Origin of the sequence: Streptomyces sp. MMBL 11-1, assembly GCF_028622875.1 — a bacterium.
Classification (GTDB): domain Bacteria; phylum Actinomycetota; class Actinomycetes; order Streptomycetales; family Streptomycetaceae; genus Streptomyces.
Map to the genome: position 1 here is coordinate 2,826,011 of NZ_CP117709.1, position 17,094 is coordinate 2,843,104.

At 72.6% G+C, this 17,094-nt stretch carries 12 protein-coding genes and 1 pseudogene; 4 read left to right on the forward strand and 9 right to left on the reverse strand.

Features of this window, described 5'->3' with window-relative positions:
* Positions 1-478: 478 nt before the first annotated feature.
* Positions 479-1,849 carry a phosphomannomutase/phosphoglucomutase gene (locus tag PSQ21_RS12060; protein WP_274030483.1) on the reverse strand — a complete coding sequence of 457 codons (1,371 nt, stop codon included), beginning with the start codon at positions 1,847-1,849 and terminating at the stop codon, positions 479-481.
* Between the two features lie 69 nt (positions 1,850-1,918).
* Positions 1,919-2,296, reverse strand: coding sequence for a DUF3499 domain-containing protein (locus PSQ21_RS12065; RefSeq protein ID WP_274030484.1), 378 nt, complete (start codon positions 2,294-2,296; stop codon positions 1,919-1,921).
* 351 nt (positions 2,297-2,647) lie between these two features.
* Between PSQ21_RS12065 and PSQ21_RS12070 the strand changes: the two genes are divergently transcribed.
* Entirely contained in the window at positions 2,648-3,076 is a 429-nt protein-coding gene (locus PSQ21_RS12070; protein ID WP_274030485.1) for a metallopeptidase family protein, read from the forward strand.
* Between the two features lie 7 nt (positions 3,077-3,083).
* On the opposite strand, the pseudogene PSQ21_RS12075 reads toward PSQ21_RS12070, so the two are convergent.
* The 5 genes and pseudogenes from PSQ21_RS12075 to PSQ21_RS12095 form a co-directional block, all read right to left on the reverse strand.
* A pseudogene (locus PSQ21_RS12075) lies at positions 3,084-3,565 on the reverse strand (IS630 family transposase); the annotation flags it as partial.
* Between the two features lie 172 nt (positions 3,566-3,737).
* Complete coding sequence (locus PSQ21_RS12080; RefSeq protein WP_274030487.1) at positions 3,738-4,199, reverse strand: SRPBCC family protein; 462 nt, start codon at positions 4,197-4,199, stop codon at positions 3,738-3,740.
* 456 nt (positions 4,200-4,655) lie between these two features.
* Complete coding sequence (locus tag PSQ21_RS12085) at positions 4,656-6,194, reverse strand: DUF5719 family protein (protein ID WP_274030488.1); 1,539 nt, start codon at positions 6,192-6,194, stop codon at positions 4,656-4,658.
* On the reverse strand, positions 6,191-10,081 hold the full coding sequence (locus PSQ21_RS12090; RefSeq protein ID WP_274035720.1) for a glycosyltransferase: 3,891 nt from the start codon (positions 10,079-10,081) through the stop codon (positions 6,191-6,193). Before PSQ21_RS12090 ends, PSQ21_RS12085 begins: the two co-directional genes overlap by 4 nt.
* 557 nt (positions 10,082-10,638) lie before the next feature.
* Positions 10,639-10,902, reverse strand: coding sequence for a WhiB family transcriptional regulator (locus PSQ21_RS12095; RefSeq protein WP_274030489.1), 264 nt, complete (start codon positions 10,900-10,902; stop codon positions 10,639-10,641).
* A gap of 725 nt (positions 10,903-11,627) precedes the next feature.
* Between PSQ21_RS12095 and PSQ21_RS12100 the strand changes: the two genes are divergently transcribed.
* The 3 genes from PSQ21_RS12100 to PSQ21_RS12110 are packed head-to-tail and all read left to right on the forward strand — an operon-like array spanning position 11,628 to position 14,537.
* Positions 11,628-12,128, forward strand: coding sequence for a cysteine dioxygenase (locus PSQ21_RS12100; RefSeq protein ID WP_274030490.1), 501 nt, complete (start codon positions 11,628-11,630; stop codon positions 12,126-12,128).
* A gap of 13 nt (positions 12,129-12,141) precedes the next feature.
* Entirely contained in the window at positions 12,142-13,098 is a 957-nt protein-coding gene (cofD, locus tag PSQ21_RS12105) for a 2-phospho-L-lactate transferase (RefSeq protein WP_274030491.1), read from the forward strand.
* Positions 13,095-14,537, forward strand: a complete 1,443-nt coding sequence (locus PSQ21_RS12110) for a coenzyme F420-0:L-glutamate ligase (protein ID WP_274030492.1) — start codon at positions 13,095-13,097, stop codon at positions 14,535-14,537. The genes cofD and PSQ21_RS12110 overlap by 4 nt, the downstream gene beginning before the upstream one ends.
* A 187-nt stretch (positions 14,538-14,724) precedes the next feature.
* On the opposite strand, the gene PSQ21_RS12115 is transcribed toward PSQ21_RS12110, so the two are convergent.
* Both PSQ21_RS12115 and PSQ21_RS12120 read right to left on the reverse strand, forming a co-directional pair.
* Positions 14,725-15,732, reverse strand: a complete 1,008-nt coding sequence (locus PSQ21_RS12115) for a DNA-3-methyladenine glycosylase family protein (protein ID WP_274030493.1) — start codon at positions 15,730-15,732, stop codon at positions 14,725-14,727.
* A 239-nt stretch (positions 15,733-15,971) separates the two neighbouring features.
* On the reverse strand, positions 15,972-17,063 hold the full coding sequence (locus tag PSQ21_RS12120; RefSeq protein ID WP_274030494.1) for a nucleotidyltransferase family protein: 1,092 nt from the start codon (positions 17,061-17,063) through the stop codon (positions 15,972-15,974).
* Positions 17,064-17,094: the final 31 nt, after the last annotated feature.

A 17,094-nucleotide genomic window follows, 5' to 3' on the forward strand; every position in this document is an offset into this window, starting at 1 on the left:
AACCCCGACCCCGAACAGCCCCGGGGCCTGGCCTGGGCGTGGGCCTGGGCCGCGACCTGAGCCGGAGCCGGGCCTGGGCCGGGGCCTGGCTTGGGCGTGGGCCGGGCCTGGCCTCTGCCGGGGCGGGGCCTAGGCCGGGGCCGGGGCCGGAGCCGAGGCCTGAGCCCAGCCCAGAGCCAGAGCAGGCCCAGGCCGGTGCCGGGCCGGTGCCGGGCTGGGGCGGGGCAGGGCCAGAGCAGGGCGGTGCCGGGGCCGGGCCGGGCCGGGGCGTGGCCTGGGCCGCGACCTAAGCCTGGGCCTGGCCTGAGCCGGAGCGGGGCCTGAACCGAGGCCTGGGTCTGAGCCGGGGCCTGAGCCTGGCCCAGCCCAGAGCCGGGGCCCGGCCTGGGCCGGGGCCTGGCCTGGGCCGCGGCCTGGGCCTGGGCCGCGGCCTGAGCCTGGGCCGCGGCCTGAGCCTGAGGCCGAGGCCGTCTGCTGTTCAGGCTTTGCGGATCAGGGTCAGGACCTCGTCGCGTACCGCTGCCATCGTCTTCTCGTCCTTCGCCTCGACGTTCAGGCGCAGCAGCGGTTCCGTGTTCGAGGCGCGGAGGTTGAACCACCAGTCGGCGGCCGTGACCGTGAGGCCGTCCAGGTCGTCGAAGGTGATGCCGTCGCGGGCGCCGTAGACCTTCCTGACGGTGGCCAGGCTGGCGGCCTGGTCGGCGACGGTGGAGTTGATCTCGCCGGAGCCGCTGTACCGGTCGTACTCCGCGACCAGCTCGGAGAGCGGCTTCTGCTGGCCGCCGAGCGCGGCGAGTACGTGGAGGGCGGCGAGCATGCCCGTATCGGCGTTCCAGAAGTCGCGGAAGTAGTAGTGCGCCGAATGCTCGCCGCCGAAGATCGCGCCGTGCTCGGCCATCTCCGTCTTGATGAAGGAGTGGCCGACACGCGTGCGGACCGGGGTGCCGCCGTTCTCGCGGACCACCTCGGGGACGGACCAGGAGGTGATCAGGTTGTGGATGACGATGCCCTCGCCGCCGTTGCGGGCCAGCTCGCGGGCGGCGACCAGGGCCGTGATCGCGGAGGGGGAGACGCCCGCGCCCCGCTCGTCGACCACGAAGCAGCGGTCCGCGTCGCCGTCGAAGGCGAGGCCCAGGTCGGCGCCCTCGGCGAGGACGCGGGCCTGGAGGTCGACGATGTTCTTGGGGTCGAGGGGGTTGGCCTCGTGGTGGGGGAAGGTCCCGTCCAGCTCGAAGTACAGGGGTACGAGGTCGAGCGGGAGGCCTCCGAAGACCGTGGGGACCGTGTGGCCCCCCATGCCGTTGCCCGCGTCGACCACGACCTTGAGGGGGCGGATCGCCTTGAGGTCGACCAGGCCGCGGAGGTGGGCCGCGTAGTCGGTGAGGGTGTCCCGTTCGGTGATGGTGCCGGGGGCGGTGGCGGCCTGCGGCTGCGGGGCGCCTTCCGACCACTGCTCGACCAGGGTGCGGATCTCGGCGAGGCCGGTGTCCTGGCCGACCGGGGTGGCGCCCGCCCGGCACATCTTGATGCCGTTGTACCGCGCCGGGTTGTGCGAGGCCGTGAACATCGCTCCGGGGAGGCCGAGGGCCCCCGACGCGTAGTACAGCTGGTCCGTCGAGCAGAGGCCGATGAGCGTGACGTCCGCGCCCCGGGCTGCCGCGCCCCGGGCGAACGCGCCGGCGAGCCCCGGTGACGTGGGGCGCATGTCGTGGCCGATCACGATCGCGTCGGCGGCCGTGACCTGGACGAACGCGGATCCGAAGAGTTCGGCCAGCGATTCGTCCCACTGGTCGGGCACCACTCCGCGCACGTCGTACGCCTTGACGAGCTGCGACAGATCAGCAACCACGGCCGGTCCTCCTGGGGTCTTTGCGGACCGCCCAAACTACCCGGCCGGGCAGAAGCTCAGGAGTCGGCCTCAGGAGTCCGGTGAGCGCAGCACTCTCAGATGGCCTCGGCGGGCCACTTCCACCGGGTCGGCGGCGCGTGGTCCCCGGCCTCCCGCGTCCGGGCCCCGGTCGTGCGGGCGTGCCGCTTCGCGGACCGCGTTGGCCAGTGCTTCGAGGTCGTCGCCGCTGGGGTGCGCCGGTGCGGACCCGTCGGAGAGCCGCACCACTTCCCAGCCCCGTGGCGCGGTGAGCCGCTCACTGTGTTCGGCGCAGAGGTCGTAACAGTGGGGCTCGGCGTAGGTGGCGAGCGGGCCGAGGACCGCAGTCGAATCGGCATAGACGTACGTCAGTGTCGCGACGGCAGGGCGGCCGCACGCGGTGCGCGAACAGCGACGTACAGGGCTCACGATGGTGGACGCTACCGCACTCGTGAGCGGGCTGCGACGACTCCCCCTCGGGTCACCCCACCGTGTCGCCCCGTGACCTGGGGCACAGAGGCTTCCCGGGCGGCTGTCCTGACCTGCGCCGGGGCGGGGGCCCGGCGATCGTACGGTGGTCGTGCCGCCCTCGGGCGGGGCGGATCACGGCGTCGGGCGCGGGGTCGATGATCGGATCACGGGCCTGAAAGAAGCTCAACCTTGGCCGAAATGTTCAACTGCGGACATCCGGAAACGGGACGATCCCCTCTCCGAGAGGCCTGGTCGGCCGCGTCGTCTCCCCGGCCGCTCCGGTCCCCGGAGCGTTACGCTGCGTCGGTGATGGACAGCTCCGTACCTTCCCTCCCGTTCGAGCCGCGGCCCCGGCGCCGTGACCGTCATGGCCGCGGCATGCGCGGGCCCCTCGCACCACCGCAGGTGCCGCTGTCGGCCAGCCGGGGCGAGACCTTCCGTGATCTGGTCCAGGACTCCGTGGAGCGGCTGGAGCGGCGCTGGCCCCAGCTGGCCGAGGTCGACTTCGTCGTCCTCGATGTGCCGGACACCCCGGAGGAGAACGTTCCGCTCGGCAGCGCGGTGTCCGAAGGCAAGGGGCGGCCCGCGCAGATCGTCGTCTACCGGCGCCCCGTCGAGATCCGTACGAAGAGCCGCGACGAGCGCGCCCTGCTCGTGCACGAGGTCGTCGTCGAGCAGGTCGCCGAGCTGCTGGGGCTGGCGCCCGAGTCGGTCGACCCCCGGTACGGGCAGGACTAGTGCCGTATCAGGCAACGTTTGCCCTGTCGACGACGGCGCGTAGACGCCGGTCGTCGGCGTGGCGGTTTCGCCAGAGGATGTAGCGGCGGATCATGCTGCCCTGTTCCTTGTGGCTGGTGTGGTCGGTGCCGTCGAGGGTGACGTAGCGCAGGGCGGTGAACTGGGCTTCGATACGGTTGAGCCAGGAGCTGTTGGTTGGGGGGCGGAGGCGATCTCGACGTTGTTCGCCGCGGCCCAGGTGCCGACTCGGCGGCACTTCTTCGTGGTCAGGTGCGGGGAGAAGTTGTCGGCCCCGATCGAGATGCGGACCTCGGGTGGACAGAGGGTTCGCAGGTAGCGGCAGAACTCCAGGAACTGGGTGCGCTTCTTGACCGGCTTGATGTGGCCGTAGAGCTTGTCCTTGGCCAGGTCCAGGGCGGCGAACAGGTGTCGCACTCCGCCGTAGCGGTCGTAGGTGGCCCGCCGCCTGCGGCGCGGTTCGCGGTCCGGTGCCCCGGCGGATGATCCGAAGCAGCCGTCTGCCCTCGTCATCGTCGATCGCGCGCGCGTACTCGTTCCGCCACCCGGACAGGGCGACGGCCACACGCTGCCCGGCACAGCACCGGGACGGCGCGTTACCTCACGACAGGGCAAGCATCGCCTGACGCGGCGTCAGCGAGGGCTACTGCTCCACGTAGGCGGCAAGATTCGTCAGGGAAGAGGCGAGCCCCGCGGCGTGGTCCTCCGCGGAGATGCCGTCCGGGACGTCCTCGGCACCGATGTCGACGCGCGTCCCCGCTTCGACAGCGGTGACCTTCCAGGTCATGGTCATCGTGCCGGCGAAGGCATGATCGTCGGAGACGAAGTCCACCGCCTGCACGACCTGCGCACCGGGGACGATGTCGACGAAGCGAGCCTCGACGATGTCGGAATCCACGGCCGCCTTGCCCGGTGCTGCGGACGCGTCGGAATAAGTCAGCACCATCCGGTACGACCCGCCCGGCCGGGCATCGAAGCGCTCGAACCTGCCAGTCATCCCGGCTGGAGGGAGCCATGCCATGAGCGCCTCGCGATCGACGAGCGCGGCCCAGACGCGATCGGGTGGCGCAGCGATGACCCGCGAGGCCCTGTCCGTACGTGGCATGGCGCGACCGTAGCATCTTCGCGTGCCCCTTGAGCCAGGGCTTCGCCGTGCACGGCGAAGCATGGCCATGCACCCGCCGCCCGCTCCAAGGCGCCGGCGTCGAACAGGGCAAACGTCGCCTGACGTGGCACTAGCTAAGGGCTGTCCCGTAATTCCCGGTGGATAAGCGCGCGGCGTCAGATGCGGTGCATCGCAAGGCGGAGGGACGTCCGCATACTGGATGTATGTGGACGTTCCGACAACGCGGCGAGGTGCCGTAGCTGTCGTCGCGCGCCCGCCGGGAATTGCGGGACAGCCCTTAGCTAAGGAGTGCTTGCAAAGTAAAGTCCCGTCCGCCCTCTGTCGCGGGCCGGACGGGACGTTGCGGACACGACCTGGCCAGGGCCTGGCGGCGGACCGCCGTCTGCCGGTCGTCGCCCCTGATGGGCGACTTGGCTGCCGGAGGCTCGCTCGCGCTCAGTCGTCCAGGACCGAGAGGTCCTGGCGGGCCGACGGGACCTCGACCATGCCCCCGTCGTCGGGGAGCGTCTGCACGGTGAACATCGGGACCCCGCCCTCCGTGCGTGCCAGGGAGCGCGAGGCGTGGACCGGGCCGCCCGAGGTCGTCTCGACGGTCAGCGCGTAGGCGCCCTTGAGGCCGCCCGGGGCCTTCGGGGTGACCGCGAGGGTGGTGCCGGCCTTGACCGTGTACGTCTCCACGGCCGGTTCGCCGCCCTCGCTGCCCGCCGACGCGGTGACCTTCACCTCGGCCGTGGCGCCCGGCGCGGTCAGGGACAGTGTCGAGTCCTTTTCGCCGTTGTCCGGGACGCTCGCCCGGGCGCCGACCGGTCCGGTGGCCGGAATGTAGGCGACCTCCTGCTTGTCGCCCTTGCCCCGGACCACGCGCAGTGCGGCCACGATCGGGGTCGCCCGGTTCTTCTGGACGGGGCTCAGGCGCAGGGAGCCCGGCTCGCCGCGGGTGACGTCCTTGAGGTCCACGGCCGCCGTCATCGAGGACTTGATGTGCAGGGTAGCGTTCCCGGCCGGGGAGAACGCCGCGTTCTTCCCCATGAGCTGGACTTTCACGTCCGCGTCGTCCTCGCCGGGCGCGAACGCCACCAGGTGGACGGAGGTGGCGTCGGCCGGGATGCCGGGCAGCACGAGCGTGCCGGAGGGTTCCTGGGACGCGGAGATCCAGTCGCTGCCCGCGCTGTCGTCCGCGCTCAGGACGACCGCTCCGATCCGCCCCGAGCGGGTGGTGACGTGGGCGGTCAGCTGGTCGACGGCCTCGGAGGTGAGGGTGGACAGCAGAAGGGCGACGCTGGAGCGGGCCGGCACGGTGATGCCGTCGTTGACGTCGGACTTGAGCGCACCCTCGGGGCCGTACAGCTCGATGTCGGCGACTGCTGCGGAGTCCTCGGGGTTGGTGAGGTGGAGGTAGTCCTGGCGGGACTTCGCGGTGCTCGCGCCCGGGAACCAGAAGTCCGTGTCGGGGGCGGTGCAGGTGACTCCGAGGAGCCCGCGGGCACCGCCCGCGGTGACCTCGGTGGTCTGCTGTGCGGCCCAGCCGGGGGCCAGGCGGCCGGTGGCCGTGCCGACGAGGGCCGGGGCGTCGGCGCCGTCCGCCTCGGCGACGACCGGCTTTCCGGGCTCCTTCACGGCGAGGACCGGCTTGTCGGCCTTCTCCTTCGCCTTCTTCGCCGCTTCCTCGGCCTTCTTGATCTTCTTCGGGTCGGTCTCGTCCTCGTCGTCCACGACCGGGAGGGCCGGCTTCAGCTCGGCGGTGCCCTTGGCGTCGCCGCCCTCGCCCGCCGGGGTGAACGAGGTGTACCGCGTCTCCGCGAGGTCGGAGTCGCTGGGCGCCGGGCAGACCAGGCTGGAGCGCTCGACCGGCCGCAGCTCGGCGGAGGTCGCCCCGGTGGGCGCCGGGGCGCCGGGCGCGGTGACCGTGGCGAATCCGGTGATGGCGGCCAGGACGGCGGCGCCCGCGATCAGGGACAGGTGGGTGGACTTCACTCGGACTCGCCTCGCGATGCGTTACCGGTCTGCCACGGGGCCTGGCCCGGGGCCGGGGGGTCGGTCTGTTCGCCGTTCTCGGCGGGGTGCTGGTCGGGGGCCGTGTAGGGGGGCTGCTGGTACCGCCCGCCGACGTACTGGCCGTACTCGTCGTACGCGCCCTGGTCGTTGTACGTGCCCTGCGCGCCGTACGTGCCCTGGTCGTTGTGCGTACCCTGCGCGCCGTACGTGCCCTGGTCGTTGTACTGCTGCGTGTAGGGGGCCTGGGCGTCGTATCCCTGGTAGCCGGCGTTCTGTTGCTGTTGCTGTTGTTGCTCCGGCTGCTGTTGCTGGGCGTACGGGTCCGGCTGGTACGGCGTGTAGTAGTCGGCGCCCGGCTGCTGCTGCCCGTCCCACTGCCCGTACTCGCCGTACTGCTGCTGCGGGACCGCCGCGTAGCCGCCGGTGGCTTCCTGCGGGTCGTGCGCCGGGGTGTTCGCGGCGTACGGGTCGGCGGACTGCTGCGCGGGGATGTACTCCCCCGGGTTCACCGCCGGGTCCGCGGCTCCTGACGGATCGCGGTCGTCGGGGTAGGCGTCGTCCCCGGCCTCCGGTGCTGCGGCCGCCGCTTCGGCCTGGGCCGCGGCGCGCAGCCTGCGGGCGCGGCGGCCCTCTCCGTCGACCGGCTCGGCGGCCACGGCGAGCGCCGCCTCCTCGGGCAGGTCGTCGTCGATCTCCCGGCGGCGGCCCGGCAGGGCCATGACCACCAGGACCAGAAGGAGTCCGGCCTGTGCCCAGGTCCACGCGGTGTGCGTGATCGGGGCGTCGTAGGTGAGGTCCAGACGGCCGCCCTCCGCGGGCAGTTCGAAGCCCTGGGCCCAGCCGTCGACCGTCTTGCGGGTCAGCGGCTTGCCGTCCAGGGTCGCCGTCCAGCCCGGGTCGGCGGCGTCCGCGATCCTCAGCACACGGCCCTCCTGGCCGGACGGGATCTCGGAGTGGGCCTCGACGGCGGCCGAGCCGACCGGAAGGTGCTCGCCCTCGCCGGAAGCCGGGGTGATCATGACACGGGCGACCTGGCGGTCCACGCGCCACAGGGCACTGCCGTCGAGCTGGCTGAGGCGGCTGAGGCCGGGCGTCGAGTCGAGGACGCGGCTCATCTGGCGCGGTGCCCCGTCCCGGACGAGGACGTAGCGGATCGCGAAGCCGCTGAGCTGGCCGCCCTGATCGGCGCCGGAGCCCGCGACGAGGTTGGCGACGACCTTGTCGAGGTGGCTGTTGCTGCCGCCGGCCTCGGTGAGTTCGCCGTCGCCGAGGCGGGCGCCCGAGCCGCGGACCAGGCTGTACGCCACGGAGTCGGGCGAGCTGCCGCCGAGGACGAGGGTGCGGGGCTGGTCGCGGGTGGTGCTCTCCTCCGCGACGAAGGCGGGCACCTGGACGGGGTCGCGGCGCTCCAGGGGTCCGTCCGCGCCGCCGATCATCCAGCCGAACGCGGCCAGTGCCGGGGCCAGTCCGGCGGCCAGCGCGATCAGCGCGGCGACGGGCTGGCGCCAGCCGAAGCTCTGTTCGGCGACCCGGATGCGGGCCCCGTCCGCGCCCACCAGGGCGGCGGCGATCAGGGCGATGCCGTAGACGAGGGTGGCGGGCCCGGCCCAGGTGGACCCGTTGGCGATGGCGGCGAAGAGGAAGCCGACGAGCGCCACCGCCCAGGCGGTGCGGACGGCGAACTGCCGCTCCCCGCGCAGCAGGGCGGCGAGCGCCGCCAGCACGATGCCGAGGAGCAGGAAGCCGCCCGCCGCTCCGGGGCCGCCGGGGCTGATGCCGAGCAGGTCGAGGCCCGTTGCCGTTCCCGTACCGATGTCCAGGCCCGCTTCGGTCAGGAGCGCGGACGGGTCCGTCAGGAGGGTGAGCGACCAGGGGGCGAGGACCAGGACCGGGGTGCCGACGGCGGCGACGAAGCGGAGTCCGTACGCCGTGATGTCGCCTCGGCGCAGCACGAGGACGCCGATGCCGAGGACCACGGCGAGCGGCCAGACGATCGGGGTGAACGCCATCATGACGGTCAGCAGCAGCGTGTACGCCCAGGTGGCGCGCCAACTGCCACGCTCCCCCGCCGCGCTGTCCACGCGCAGCCCGTGGGCGGCGACGCCCGCGCGGGCGGCCAGCGGGAGCAGGACGAGGAGGACGGCGGTGCCGAGGCGGCCGGTGGCCAGGGCGCCGGTCGCGGCGGGCAGGAAGGCGTACGCGACACTCGCCCAGGCCCGCAGCAGCCGCGAGGGAAGCAGCGGGCGGGAGGCGAAGTAGGCGGTGAGTCCGGCCAGGGGGATCGAGCAGACCAGCAGCACGCTGACGGCGAGACCGGTCGAGCCGAGGAACAGGGCCGACAGCGCGGCGAGCAGCGCGAGGTAGGGCGGGGCGGTCTGGGTGCCGCCGGTGCCGACGGTGTGCCAGGCGTCCGCGTAACTCCCCCAGAGCGCGCCGACCTCGGCGGGGGCGGGCAGCAGCGCGCCGCCCGCCAGGGCGCCGCCGCTGAGGAGGTTGCGGCAGGCGATGAGGGAGACGAGCAGGAGCAACGCGAAGAGGACGGGTCCCGGTTTGCGGCCGATGCGCTTGAGGCGGGCGAACTGGTCGATCTCCAGGAAGTCGGCGTCATCGCCGCCGGGCCCGGATTCGACGGCTCCGTGCCGTGAACCGCCCGAGTCGGCGTCGCTGCGCCCGCCGAAGTTGCCCGCGACCTGGTCGACGGTGGCCCGGACGGTCGCGCCCGGCGGCGGGAACAGCGCGCGCAGCTCGGCGGCGTCGACGACACCCTTGCCTCGGTCGCGGCGGGCGGCGAGGATGCGGCCGGGGCGCAGCAGGGTGCCGAGGAGGCCGGTGACCTCGTCGAGGGCCTGACCGGGCACCTTACCGACGAGGTAGGCGAGGGTACGGAGCAGGGTGCCGACGACGAGCCTGAGCAGGACCCAGGGCAGGGCCTTGCCGCGGGCGTTGACGAGCATCGTGTAGACCGCGCCCGCCTTGTCCACGCGGTGCGGGCTGGCGACCGAGCGGCCGGCGCAGTCGATGGGGCGGCGTTCCCGGGCGGAGGCCTCGGCGTGCCGCAGGACGGCGTCCGGGGCGACGAGGACCCGGTGGCCCGCCAGGTGGGCGCGCCAGCACAGGTCCACGTCGTCGCGCATCAGGGGGAGCCCGCGGTCGAAGCCGCCGAGCTCCTCGTAGACGTCGCGGCGGATGAGCATGCCGGCGGAGGAGACGGACAGGACGGTACGGACCTGGTCGTGCTGGCCCTGGTCCTGTTCGCGGCGGTCCAGGCCCGTCCAGCGGCGCCCGCTGTTGGCGATGGAGACGCCGACTTCGAGGAGTTGCTTGCGGTCGTACCAGCCGCGCAGTTTGGGTCCGACGATCGTGGCGTGCTTGTCGGTGTCGACGACGCGCAGCATCTCGGCGAGCGCGTCCGGCTCGGGGGCGCAGTCGTCGTGCAGCAGCCAGAGCCATTGGACCGGTTCGCCGTGCGGCAGTTCGGGAAGGTCGTAGTTCTCGTCGACCCAGGTCCGGCCGGCCGGGTCCCAGCCGCTGGGGCGCTTGAGGTACGGCAGGTCGTCCGGGGTCAGGGTTCCGGCCGTGCGTGCCGCCTCGTCGACGGCGGTGCCGAAGCTCGTACGGCGTGCGAGGTGCAGGACGCGTTCGTCGCCGAGCGCCTCGGTGACCAGCCGGGCCGAGTCGTCGGCGCTGCCGGTGTCGGCGGCGACGACGTTCTGCACGGGGCGTTCCTGCCCGAGGAGCCCGGCCAGCACGTCGGGCAGCCAGCGGGCGCCGTCGTGGGAGACGAGCACGGCGGTGACGACGTGCCGGGGGAACTCTGGGGCGGCGGCGGCCGCGTTCGGCGCCGCCGAGTGGCTGTGCACGGACATCGAGGTACGGGCCCTCCGGCCGGGTCCGGGGGCGTCCCCGGGGGCTGCATCGGTGTACACGCGCGCGCCGTCGGGGCGTTGGCGCGTCTCGGACGGGGCCCCACACTAACGGTACGGACAGGTGGCGGGGGTCGGAGCGGGTGAAGGGGCCGGGCGCGGACGTGCCGACGGCCCGCCGGCCGAGTCCCGGTGAAGGGGTCGGTGGCGGGCCGTCGCCGCGGGTGAGCGGGGCCGGGGAGCCTGCACGCTGAGAGGGAGCGGCCTCGGCCGGAAGCGCGGGGAGGGGCTTGCCCGGGGGGCGCTCCGCGGCTCGCGCGGGAGCGGCCCTTGATGGTCCGGGATGCGCCTGGGACCTGGTGGGGGGTGGGGGGGAGGGGTGGGGGGGGGGGAGGGGTGGGGGGGTGATTGGGGGGTGGGATACGCCGGGTCCGGTGGGGGACGTCCGGGGTCTGTTCTGGGCCGGGGTGAGCCGGGGTGAGCCGGGGTGGATCGGGGTGGTCCGGGTGCGACGGCCGGTGGCCGGCGCGTCCGGGGGCGGGGCCCGCCGGGGGCGGACGTCACATGGCGGCCTTCTTGAGGCGCCGCCGCTCCCGCTCGGAGAGCCCGCCCCAGATTCCGAAGCGTTCGTCGTTGGAAAGGGCGTACTCAAGGCATTCCGAACGCACCTCACAGGCGAGGCAGACCTTCTTGGCCTCCCGGGTGGATCCGCCCTTTTCGGGAAAGAAGGACTCGGGGTCGGTCTGGGCGCACAGTGCGCGCTCCTGCCAGCCGAGTTCCTCGTCCGCGTCCTCGACCAGCAGTTGCTGGAACAGCTCGGTCATGTGCGCCCCTCGTCTGTCTCTTGCGTCCCGTGATGCAGCCGTTTGCGGCTGAACGACACGAGTGAAATTACAAGTGTGTATCTCCGAGCCAGTCAAGCGAGGATCTGCTATTGGCCCAGGGATTCACTCTGCGGAACCAAGCGTATGCAGAAAGTGTTCAAATCAGCAAAAACCTGACATATGCCACTGGCCCTACGGCTCCACCCCCTCCTCCTGGAAAGACGAACGAGGGTGTCCTTGTGTTGCGATTCGATCACCGGAGCGACCAAGATCACAGTCAGGTCACGGTACGTCAGTCGCGTTTGAGGGCGCGGATGATGCGCCACATGTCCCTGCCCAGGGGCGCATAAACCTTTCTCCGGACCAGGCAACCGGAAGGGGTGAAACATTGCCCCCATATCGGGCATTGGGTTGACAGCGGACGGCCGAGCCGGTCTCCTTGATTCCATGCCAGCGACCACAGCCATGCACGTCACCCACATCCGTGGGTTCCGTAGTGCTGTCCAGGCCCGCTGTTGCTGTTCCAGCTGTCACAGCTGTTGATGCCGTAGCGCTCCAGCTCTGATCCAGCCTCCAGCTCTGATCCAGCCTCTCCGGTCGGGCGTCTTTCTCCATCTCTTCTGCTCCTCCCCCGCATCTCGCACTGCCCGCGGCTTCTCCCGAGCTGCCGACGCTCACCGCGACTCCCCGCACGTGTACCCCCATGCCGAGGAACCACCGCAGCCATGAACAGCGACAGCGACCTTCAGATCGCCGGCGACATCCTTGAGGTCCAGCACCTCCTGCAGCCCGCCCGCGAGCACCCCTCCACCCTCTCCGAATTCGTCGGCCTCGCGCGTTCCATCGCCGCCGACCGCGCGCGGTGGGCCGGAATCGTCCAGTACGACTCCGCCTCCCGCTGGTACCACCGCCTGCACCAGGGCCCCGGCTACGAGGTGTGGCTGCTCAGCTGGGTGCCGGGGCAGAGCAGCGGGCGACACGACCACGGCCTCTCCGCCGGCGTACTGACGGTCCTGGGAGGCGAGTTGACCGAGCACACCGAGCGCGGGACGCGGGCTCTCGGCGCGGGCGCGCAGCGTGCCTTCGGCCCCGGGTACGTCCACGAAGTGGTCAACGACTCGCTCGAACCGGCCGTGAGCCTGCACATCTACTACCCGGGCCTGACCGAGATGCCGATGCACGCCACGCAGAGCGCCCCGACGGCCGTGGGCGCCGTACCCGCCTGACAAACTGCTCCGCATGCGCATTGTTGTTCTGGCCGGTGGCATCGGCGGTGCCCGCTTCCTTCGCGGCCTCAAGCAGGCCGCGCCCGACGCGGACATCACGGTGATCGGCAACACGGGTGATGACATCCATCTGTTCGGGCTGAAGGTCTGTCCCGACCTCGACACCGTGATGTACACCCTCGGCGGTGGCATCAACGAGGAGCAGGGCTGGGGGCGGACCGACGAGACCTTCCAGGTCAAGGAGGAACTCGCGGCCTACGGGGTGGGCCCCGGGTGGTTCGGGCTCGGCGACCGCGACTTCGCGACCCATATCGTCCGTACGCAGATGCTGGGCGCGGGCTATCCGCTGAGCGCGGTCACCGAGGCGCTCTGCGCCCGCTGGCAGCCCGGCGTACGGCTGCTCCCCATGTCCGACGACCGGGTCGAGACGCATGTGGCCGTCGAAACGGACGGCGAGAGCAAGGCGATCCACTTCCAGGAGTACTGGGTGAAGCTGCGCGCCTCCGTCGAGGCGCAGGCGATCGTGCCGGTCGGCGCGGAGCAGGCCAAGCCGGCTCCTGGGGTGCTGGAGGCCATCGGTTCGGCCGATGTCATCGTCTTCCCGCCGTCGAATCCGGTGGTGTCCATCGGCACGATCCTCGCCGTGCCCGGGATCCGGGAGGCCATCGCCGAGGCCGGGGTGCCGGTCGTGGGCCTCTCCCCCATCGTCGGGGACGCGCCCGTGCGCGGGATGGCGGACAAGGTCCTCGCCGCGGTGGGCGTCGAGTCGACCGCCGCCGCCGTGGCCCAGCACTACGGGTCGGGGCTGCTGGACGGCTGGCTCGTGGACACGGTGGACGCGGGTGCGGTCGGCGAGGTCGAGGCGGCGGGGATCCGCTGCCGGGCGGTGCCGCTGATGATGACGGATGTGGACACGACCGCCGAGATGGCCCGGCAGGCGCTGGATCTGGCCGAGGAGGTACGGGCGTGAGCGGTTCTCCTGGCGCCGGTTCTCCTGGCGCCGCGGGTGACGGTGTCGCGGCCTCGGCCTCCGGTGGTCCCGCTGCCCCCGGTAGCGCTTCGGACTCCGGTGGTCCTTCGGCTTCCGACGGCCCCTCGGCTTCCCGTACGCCCTCCTTCCAGGTCTGGGCGCTGGGCGGGATTCCCGAAGTGCGGGCCGGTGACGATCTCGCCAAGCTGATCGCCGCGGCCGAGCCCGGGCTGGTCGACGGCGACATCCTGCTCGTCACCTCGAAGATCGTTTCCAAGGCCGAGGGCCGGATCGTCGAGGCCGCCGACCGCGAGGCCGCCATTGACGCCGAGACCGTGCGGGTCGTGGCCCGGCGCGGGACGCTGCGGATCGTGGAGAACCGGCAGGGTCTGGTCATGGCCGCCGCCGGGGTCGATGCCTCGAACACGCCGGCCGGGACCGTGCTGCTGCTGCCCGAGGACGCCGACGCCTCCGCCCGGGCCATCCGGGACGGGCTGCGGGACGCCCTCGGCGTGGAGGTCGGCGTCATCGTCACGGATACCTTCGGGCGGCCCTGGCGCAGCGGTCTGACCGATGTCGCGATCGGGGCGGCCGGGGTGCGGGTGCTGGACGATCTGCGCGGCGGGACGGACGCGTACGGCAACCCGCTCAGTGCCACGGTCGTGGCCACGGCGGACGAGCTGGCCGCGGCCGGGGACCTGGTCAAGGGCAAGGCGGAAGGGCTGCCGGTCGCCGTGGTACGGGGGCTGCGGCACGTGGTGTCCACCGGTGACGGGGACTCCGCCAGTGCTCGGGCGCTCGTACGGAATGCGGCCGACGACATGTTCCGGCTCGGGACGTCGGAGGCGGTCCGTGAAGCGGTGACGCTGCGGCGTACGGTGCGCGAGTTCACCGATGAGCCGGTGGATCCGGGGGCCGTGCGGCGGGCCGTGGCCGCGGCGGTGACGGCGCCCGCCCCTCACCACACGACGCCGTGGCGGTTCGTGCTGCTGGAGTCCGCCGCGTCGCGGACCCGGTTGCTCGACGCGATGCGGGACGCGTGGATCGAGGACCTGCGGCGCGACGGCAAGAGCGAGGAGTCGATCGCCAAGCGGGTGCGGCGCGGGGATGTGCTGCGCAACGCGCCGTATCTGGTGGTGCCGTGCCTGGTGATGGACGGCTCCCACACGTACGGGGACGAGCGCCGCGACACGGCGGAGCGCGAGATGTTCGTCGTCGCGGCGGGCGCGGGCGTGCAGAACTTCCTGGTGGCGCTGGCGGGTGAGCGGCTGGGGTCGGCGTGGGTGTCCTCGACGATGTTCTGCCGGTCCGTGGTGCGGGAGGTGCTGTCGCTGCCGTCGTCCTGGGATCCGCTGGGGGCGGTGGCTGTGGGGCATGCGGCGGGGGTGCCTCGGGAGCGGGGCGTTCGGGATGCGGAGGCGTTTCTCACCGTGCGGTGAGGTGGGGCGGGGCGGGTGCTGGTGGGTGCCGCTGCGCGGGGCCTTCCCCTCCCCGCCCCTTCCCGAAACCGGGGCTCCGCCCCGGGCCCCCTTTGTCCTCAAGCGCCGGACCGGCTGGTTTCGGGGCTCCGCCCCGGGCCCCGCTCCTCAAACGCCGGAGGGGCTGGAAGCGTCGGCCCTGGAACGGCTACCAGTGGGTGATGTTGCCGGGAGTCATCCTCGGGGCCCGGCGTTTCGGGGTCTGGCCCGAGAGCAGGATCAGGCGGGTCGCCCGGTGGCGCTGGCCCTCGTACGGGGTCAGCAGGGACAGCATCTCCTCGTCGTCCGCGTCACGACGGTCCGCCAGGGCATGGCCGACGATGCCCGGCAGGTGCAGGTCGCCGACCGTGACCGCGTCCGGCGCGCCGTTCGAGCGCTGGAGGGTCTCGGACGAGGTCCAGGGGCCGATGCCGGGGATCAGTTCCAGGCGGGCCAGGGCCTCGGGGAGGTTCATCGTCGCCGCCTCCTCCAGCCGGCGGGCCACGCGTACCGCGCGCAGGATCGTCGACGACCGCTTGGCGTCGACGTTCGCCCTGTGCCATTCCCAGGACGGGATCATCGCCCAGCCTCGCGGGTCCGGCATCACATGCAGGCCAAGGTCAGCGGTGGGTCCCGGGGCGGGGGTGCCGAAGCGGCGGACCAGGTGGCGCCAGGCGCGGTACGCCTCGTCCGTGGTGACCTTCTGCTCCAGGATCGAGGGGATCAGCGATTCCATGACCAGGCCCGTACGCAGCAGCCGCAGGCCGGGGCGGCGGTGCCGGGTCAGGGCGAGCAGGCGGTGGCGGGGGACGAAGGCGTCCGGGTCGTCGTCCGCGCCGAGGAGCGCGGGGAGCCCCGTGAGCAGCCAGTCCGCGCCGGGGCCCCAGGCCGCCGCCTCGATCCGGCCACCGCGCGCCGCGACGCGCAGGGTGCCGGGGCCCTCGGGCGTGAGGGTGGCCCGCCAGAACGTACCGTCAGCGACCATCCGGAACGTGGGATCCGCCGGGCCCCGGCGCAGGGGGCCGAGGACGAGGCGGAGGTCCAGCGGACCGGGCGGGGTCCACTCCCGGGTCAGCGGCGGGCCGTCGTGCGCGGGCGTGGCGGTCCGAGGCGCCGGGGCCACGACCTGGTGCGGCAGCACCGCTCGCGCGGAGCGGGGGGCGAATCGTCCTGCCACGGGTGGCCTCGGTGTTCTCGGTACGGAGGGGCGTCCCTTCGAGGGTACGGGTACGGGACTAGGGGTACGGGGTCGCGTACACGCTACGGGGATGGGCTCGCGCACACGCGGATACGCGTACGGGGCTCACGCACACGGGGCTGCGCGTACGAGGCTGCTCGTACGAGTTCACGCGCACACGGCTACACGTACGAGGCTCGCGCGCACGCGGCTACGCACACGGGGCTGCGCGTACGGCGTTACTGGTCCGAGGAGAAGCGGACCGAGGCGTCCGGCAGGACCGCGCCGCACCAGATCCTGATCCCGTCGCGCAGTTCGTTGTCCGCGCCCACCTGCGCCCCGTCGCCGATCACCGCGCCCGCCAGGACCGTACGGTCGCCGATCCTGGCGCCAGCCCCGACCAGGGAGTCCGTGATGACCGCGCCCGCCTCGACGACCGCGCCGGCCAGGATCGCCGAGCCGTCAATTCTCGCGCCCGCGCCGATCACCGCGCCGTCGCCAACCACCGTGCCGCCGGTGAGCTTGGCGTCCGGGGCCACGGACGCGGTCGGCAGGACCAGGCGGTCGCCGCAGCGGCCGGGGACCGCCGGGGAGGGTGCGCGGCCGAGGACGAGGTCGGCGGAGCCACGGACGAAGGCGCCCGGGGTGCCGAGGTCCAGCCAGTACGTGGAGTCGACCATGCCCTGGAGATGGGCGCCGGAGGCGAGCAGTCCGGGGAAGGTCTCGCGTTCGACGGAGACGGGACGGCCGGCCGGGATGGAGTCGATGACCGAGCGCCGGAAGATGTACGCCCCGGCGTTGATCTGGTCGGTGACGATCTCTTCCGGCGTCTGCGGCTTCTCCAGGAAGGCCGTGACCCGGCCCGTCGCGTCGGTCGGCACGAGGCCGAAGGCCCGCGGGTCCTCGACCCGGGTCAGGTGGAGGGAGACATCCGCCCCGGAGACGGTGTGCGAGGTGACCAGGGCCCGGATGTCGAGCCCGGTCAGGATGTCGCCGTTGAAGATCAGGACCGGTTCGTCCGGTCCCGAGGACAGCTTCGGCGCGACGTTGCGGATGGCTCCGCCGGTGCCGAGCGGCTCCCGCTCGGTGACGTACTCGATGTGCAGACCGAGCGAGGAACCGTCGCCGAAGTACGGTTCGAAGACCTCCGCCAGGTAGGACGTGGCGAGCACGATGTGCTCCACCCCGGCCGCCCTGGCCCGCGCCAGCTGGTGGGTGAGGAAGGGGACCCCCGCGGCCGGCACCATCGGCTTCGGGGTGTGCACCGTGAGCGGGCGCAGCCGGGTGCCTTTGCCACCGACCAGGAGGATCGCTTCTTTTGCCTCTGTCACAGCACCGTCTCTGCTTCCTGCTGGGGCCTGG

Coding starts and splice junctions, on each gene's coding strand:
- PSQ21_RS12070 (WP_274030485.1), top strand. CDS start 2,648: ATGGACAGCTCCGTACCTTCCCTCCCGTTCGAGCCGCGGCCCCGGCGC.
- PSQ21_RS12080 (WP_274030487.1), bottom strand. CDS start 4,199: ATGCCACGTACGGACAGGGCCTCGCGGGTCATCGCTGCGCCACCCGAT.
- PSQ21_RS12090 (WP_274035720.1), bottom strand. CDS start 10,081: ATGTCCGTGCACAGCCACTCGGCGGCGCCGAACGCGGCCGCCGCCGCC.
- PSQ21_RS12095 (WP_274030489.1), bottom strand. CDS start 10,902: ATGACCGAGCTGTTCCAGCAACTGCTGGTCGAGGACGCGGACGAGGAA.
- PSQ21_RS12100 (WP_274030490.1), top strand. CDS start 11,628: ATGAACAGCGACAGCGACCTTCAGATCGCCGGCGACATCCTTGAGGTC.
- cofD (WP_274030491.1), top strand. CDS start 12,142: ATGCGCATTGTTGTTCTGGCCGGTGGCATCGGCGGTGCCCGCTTCCTT.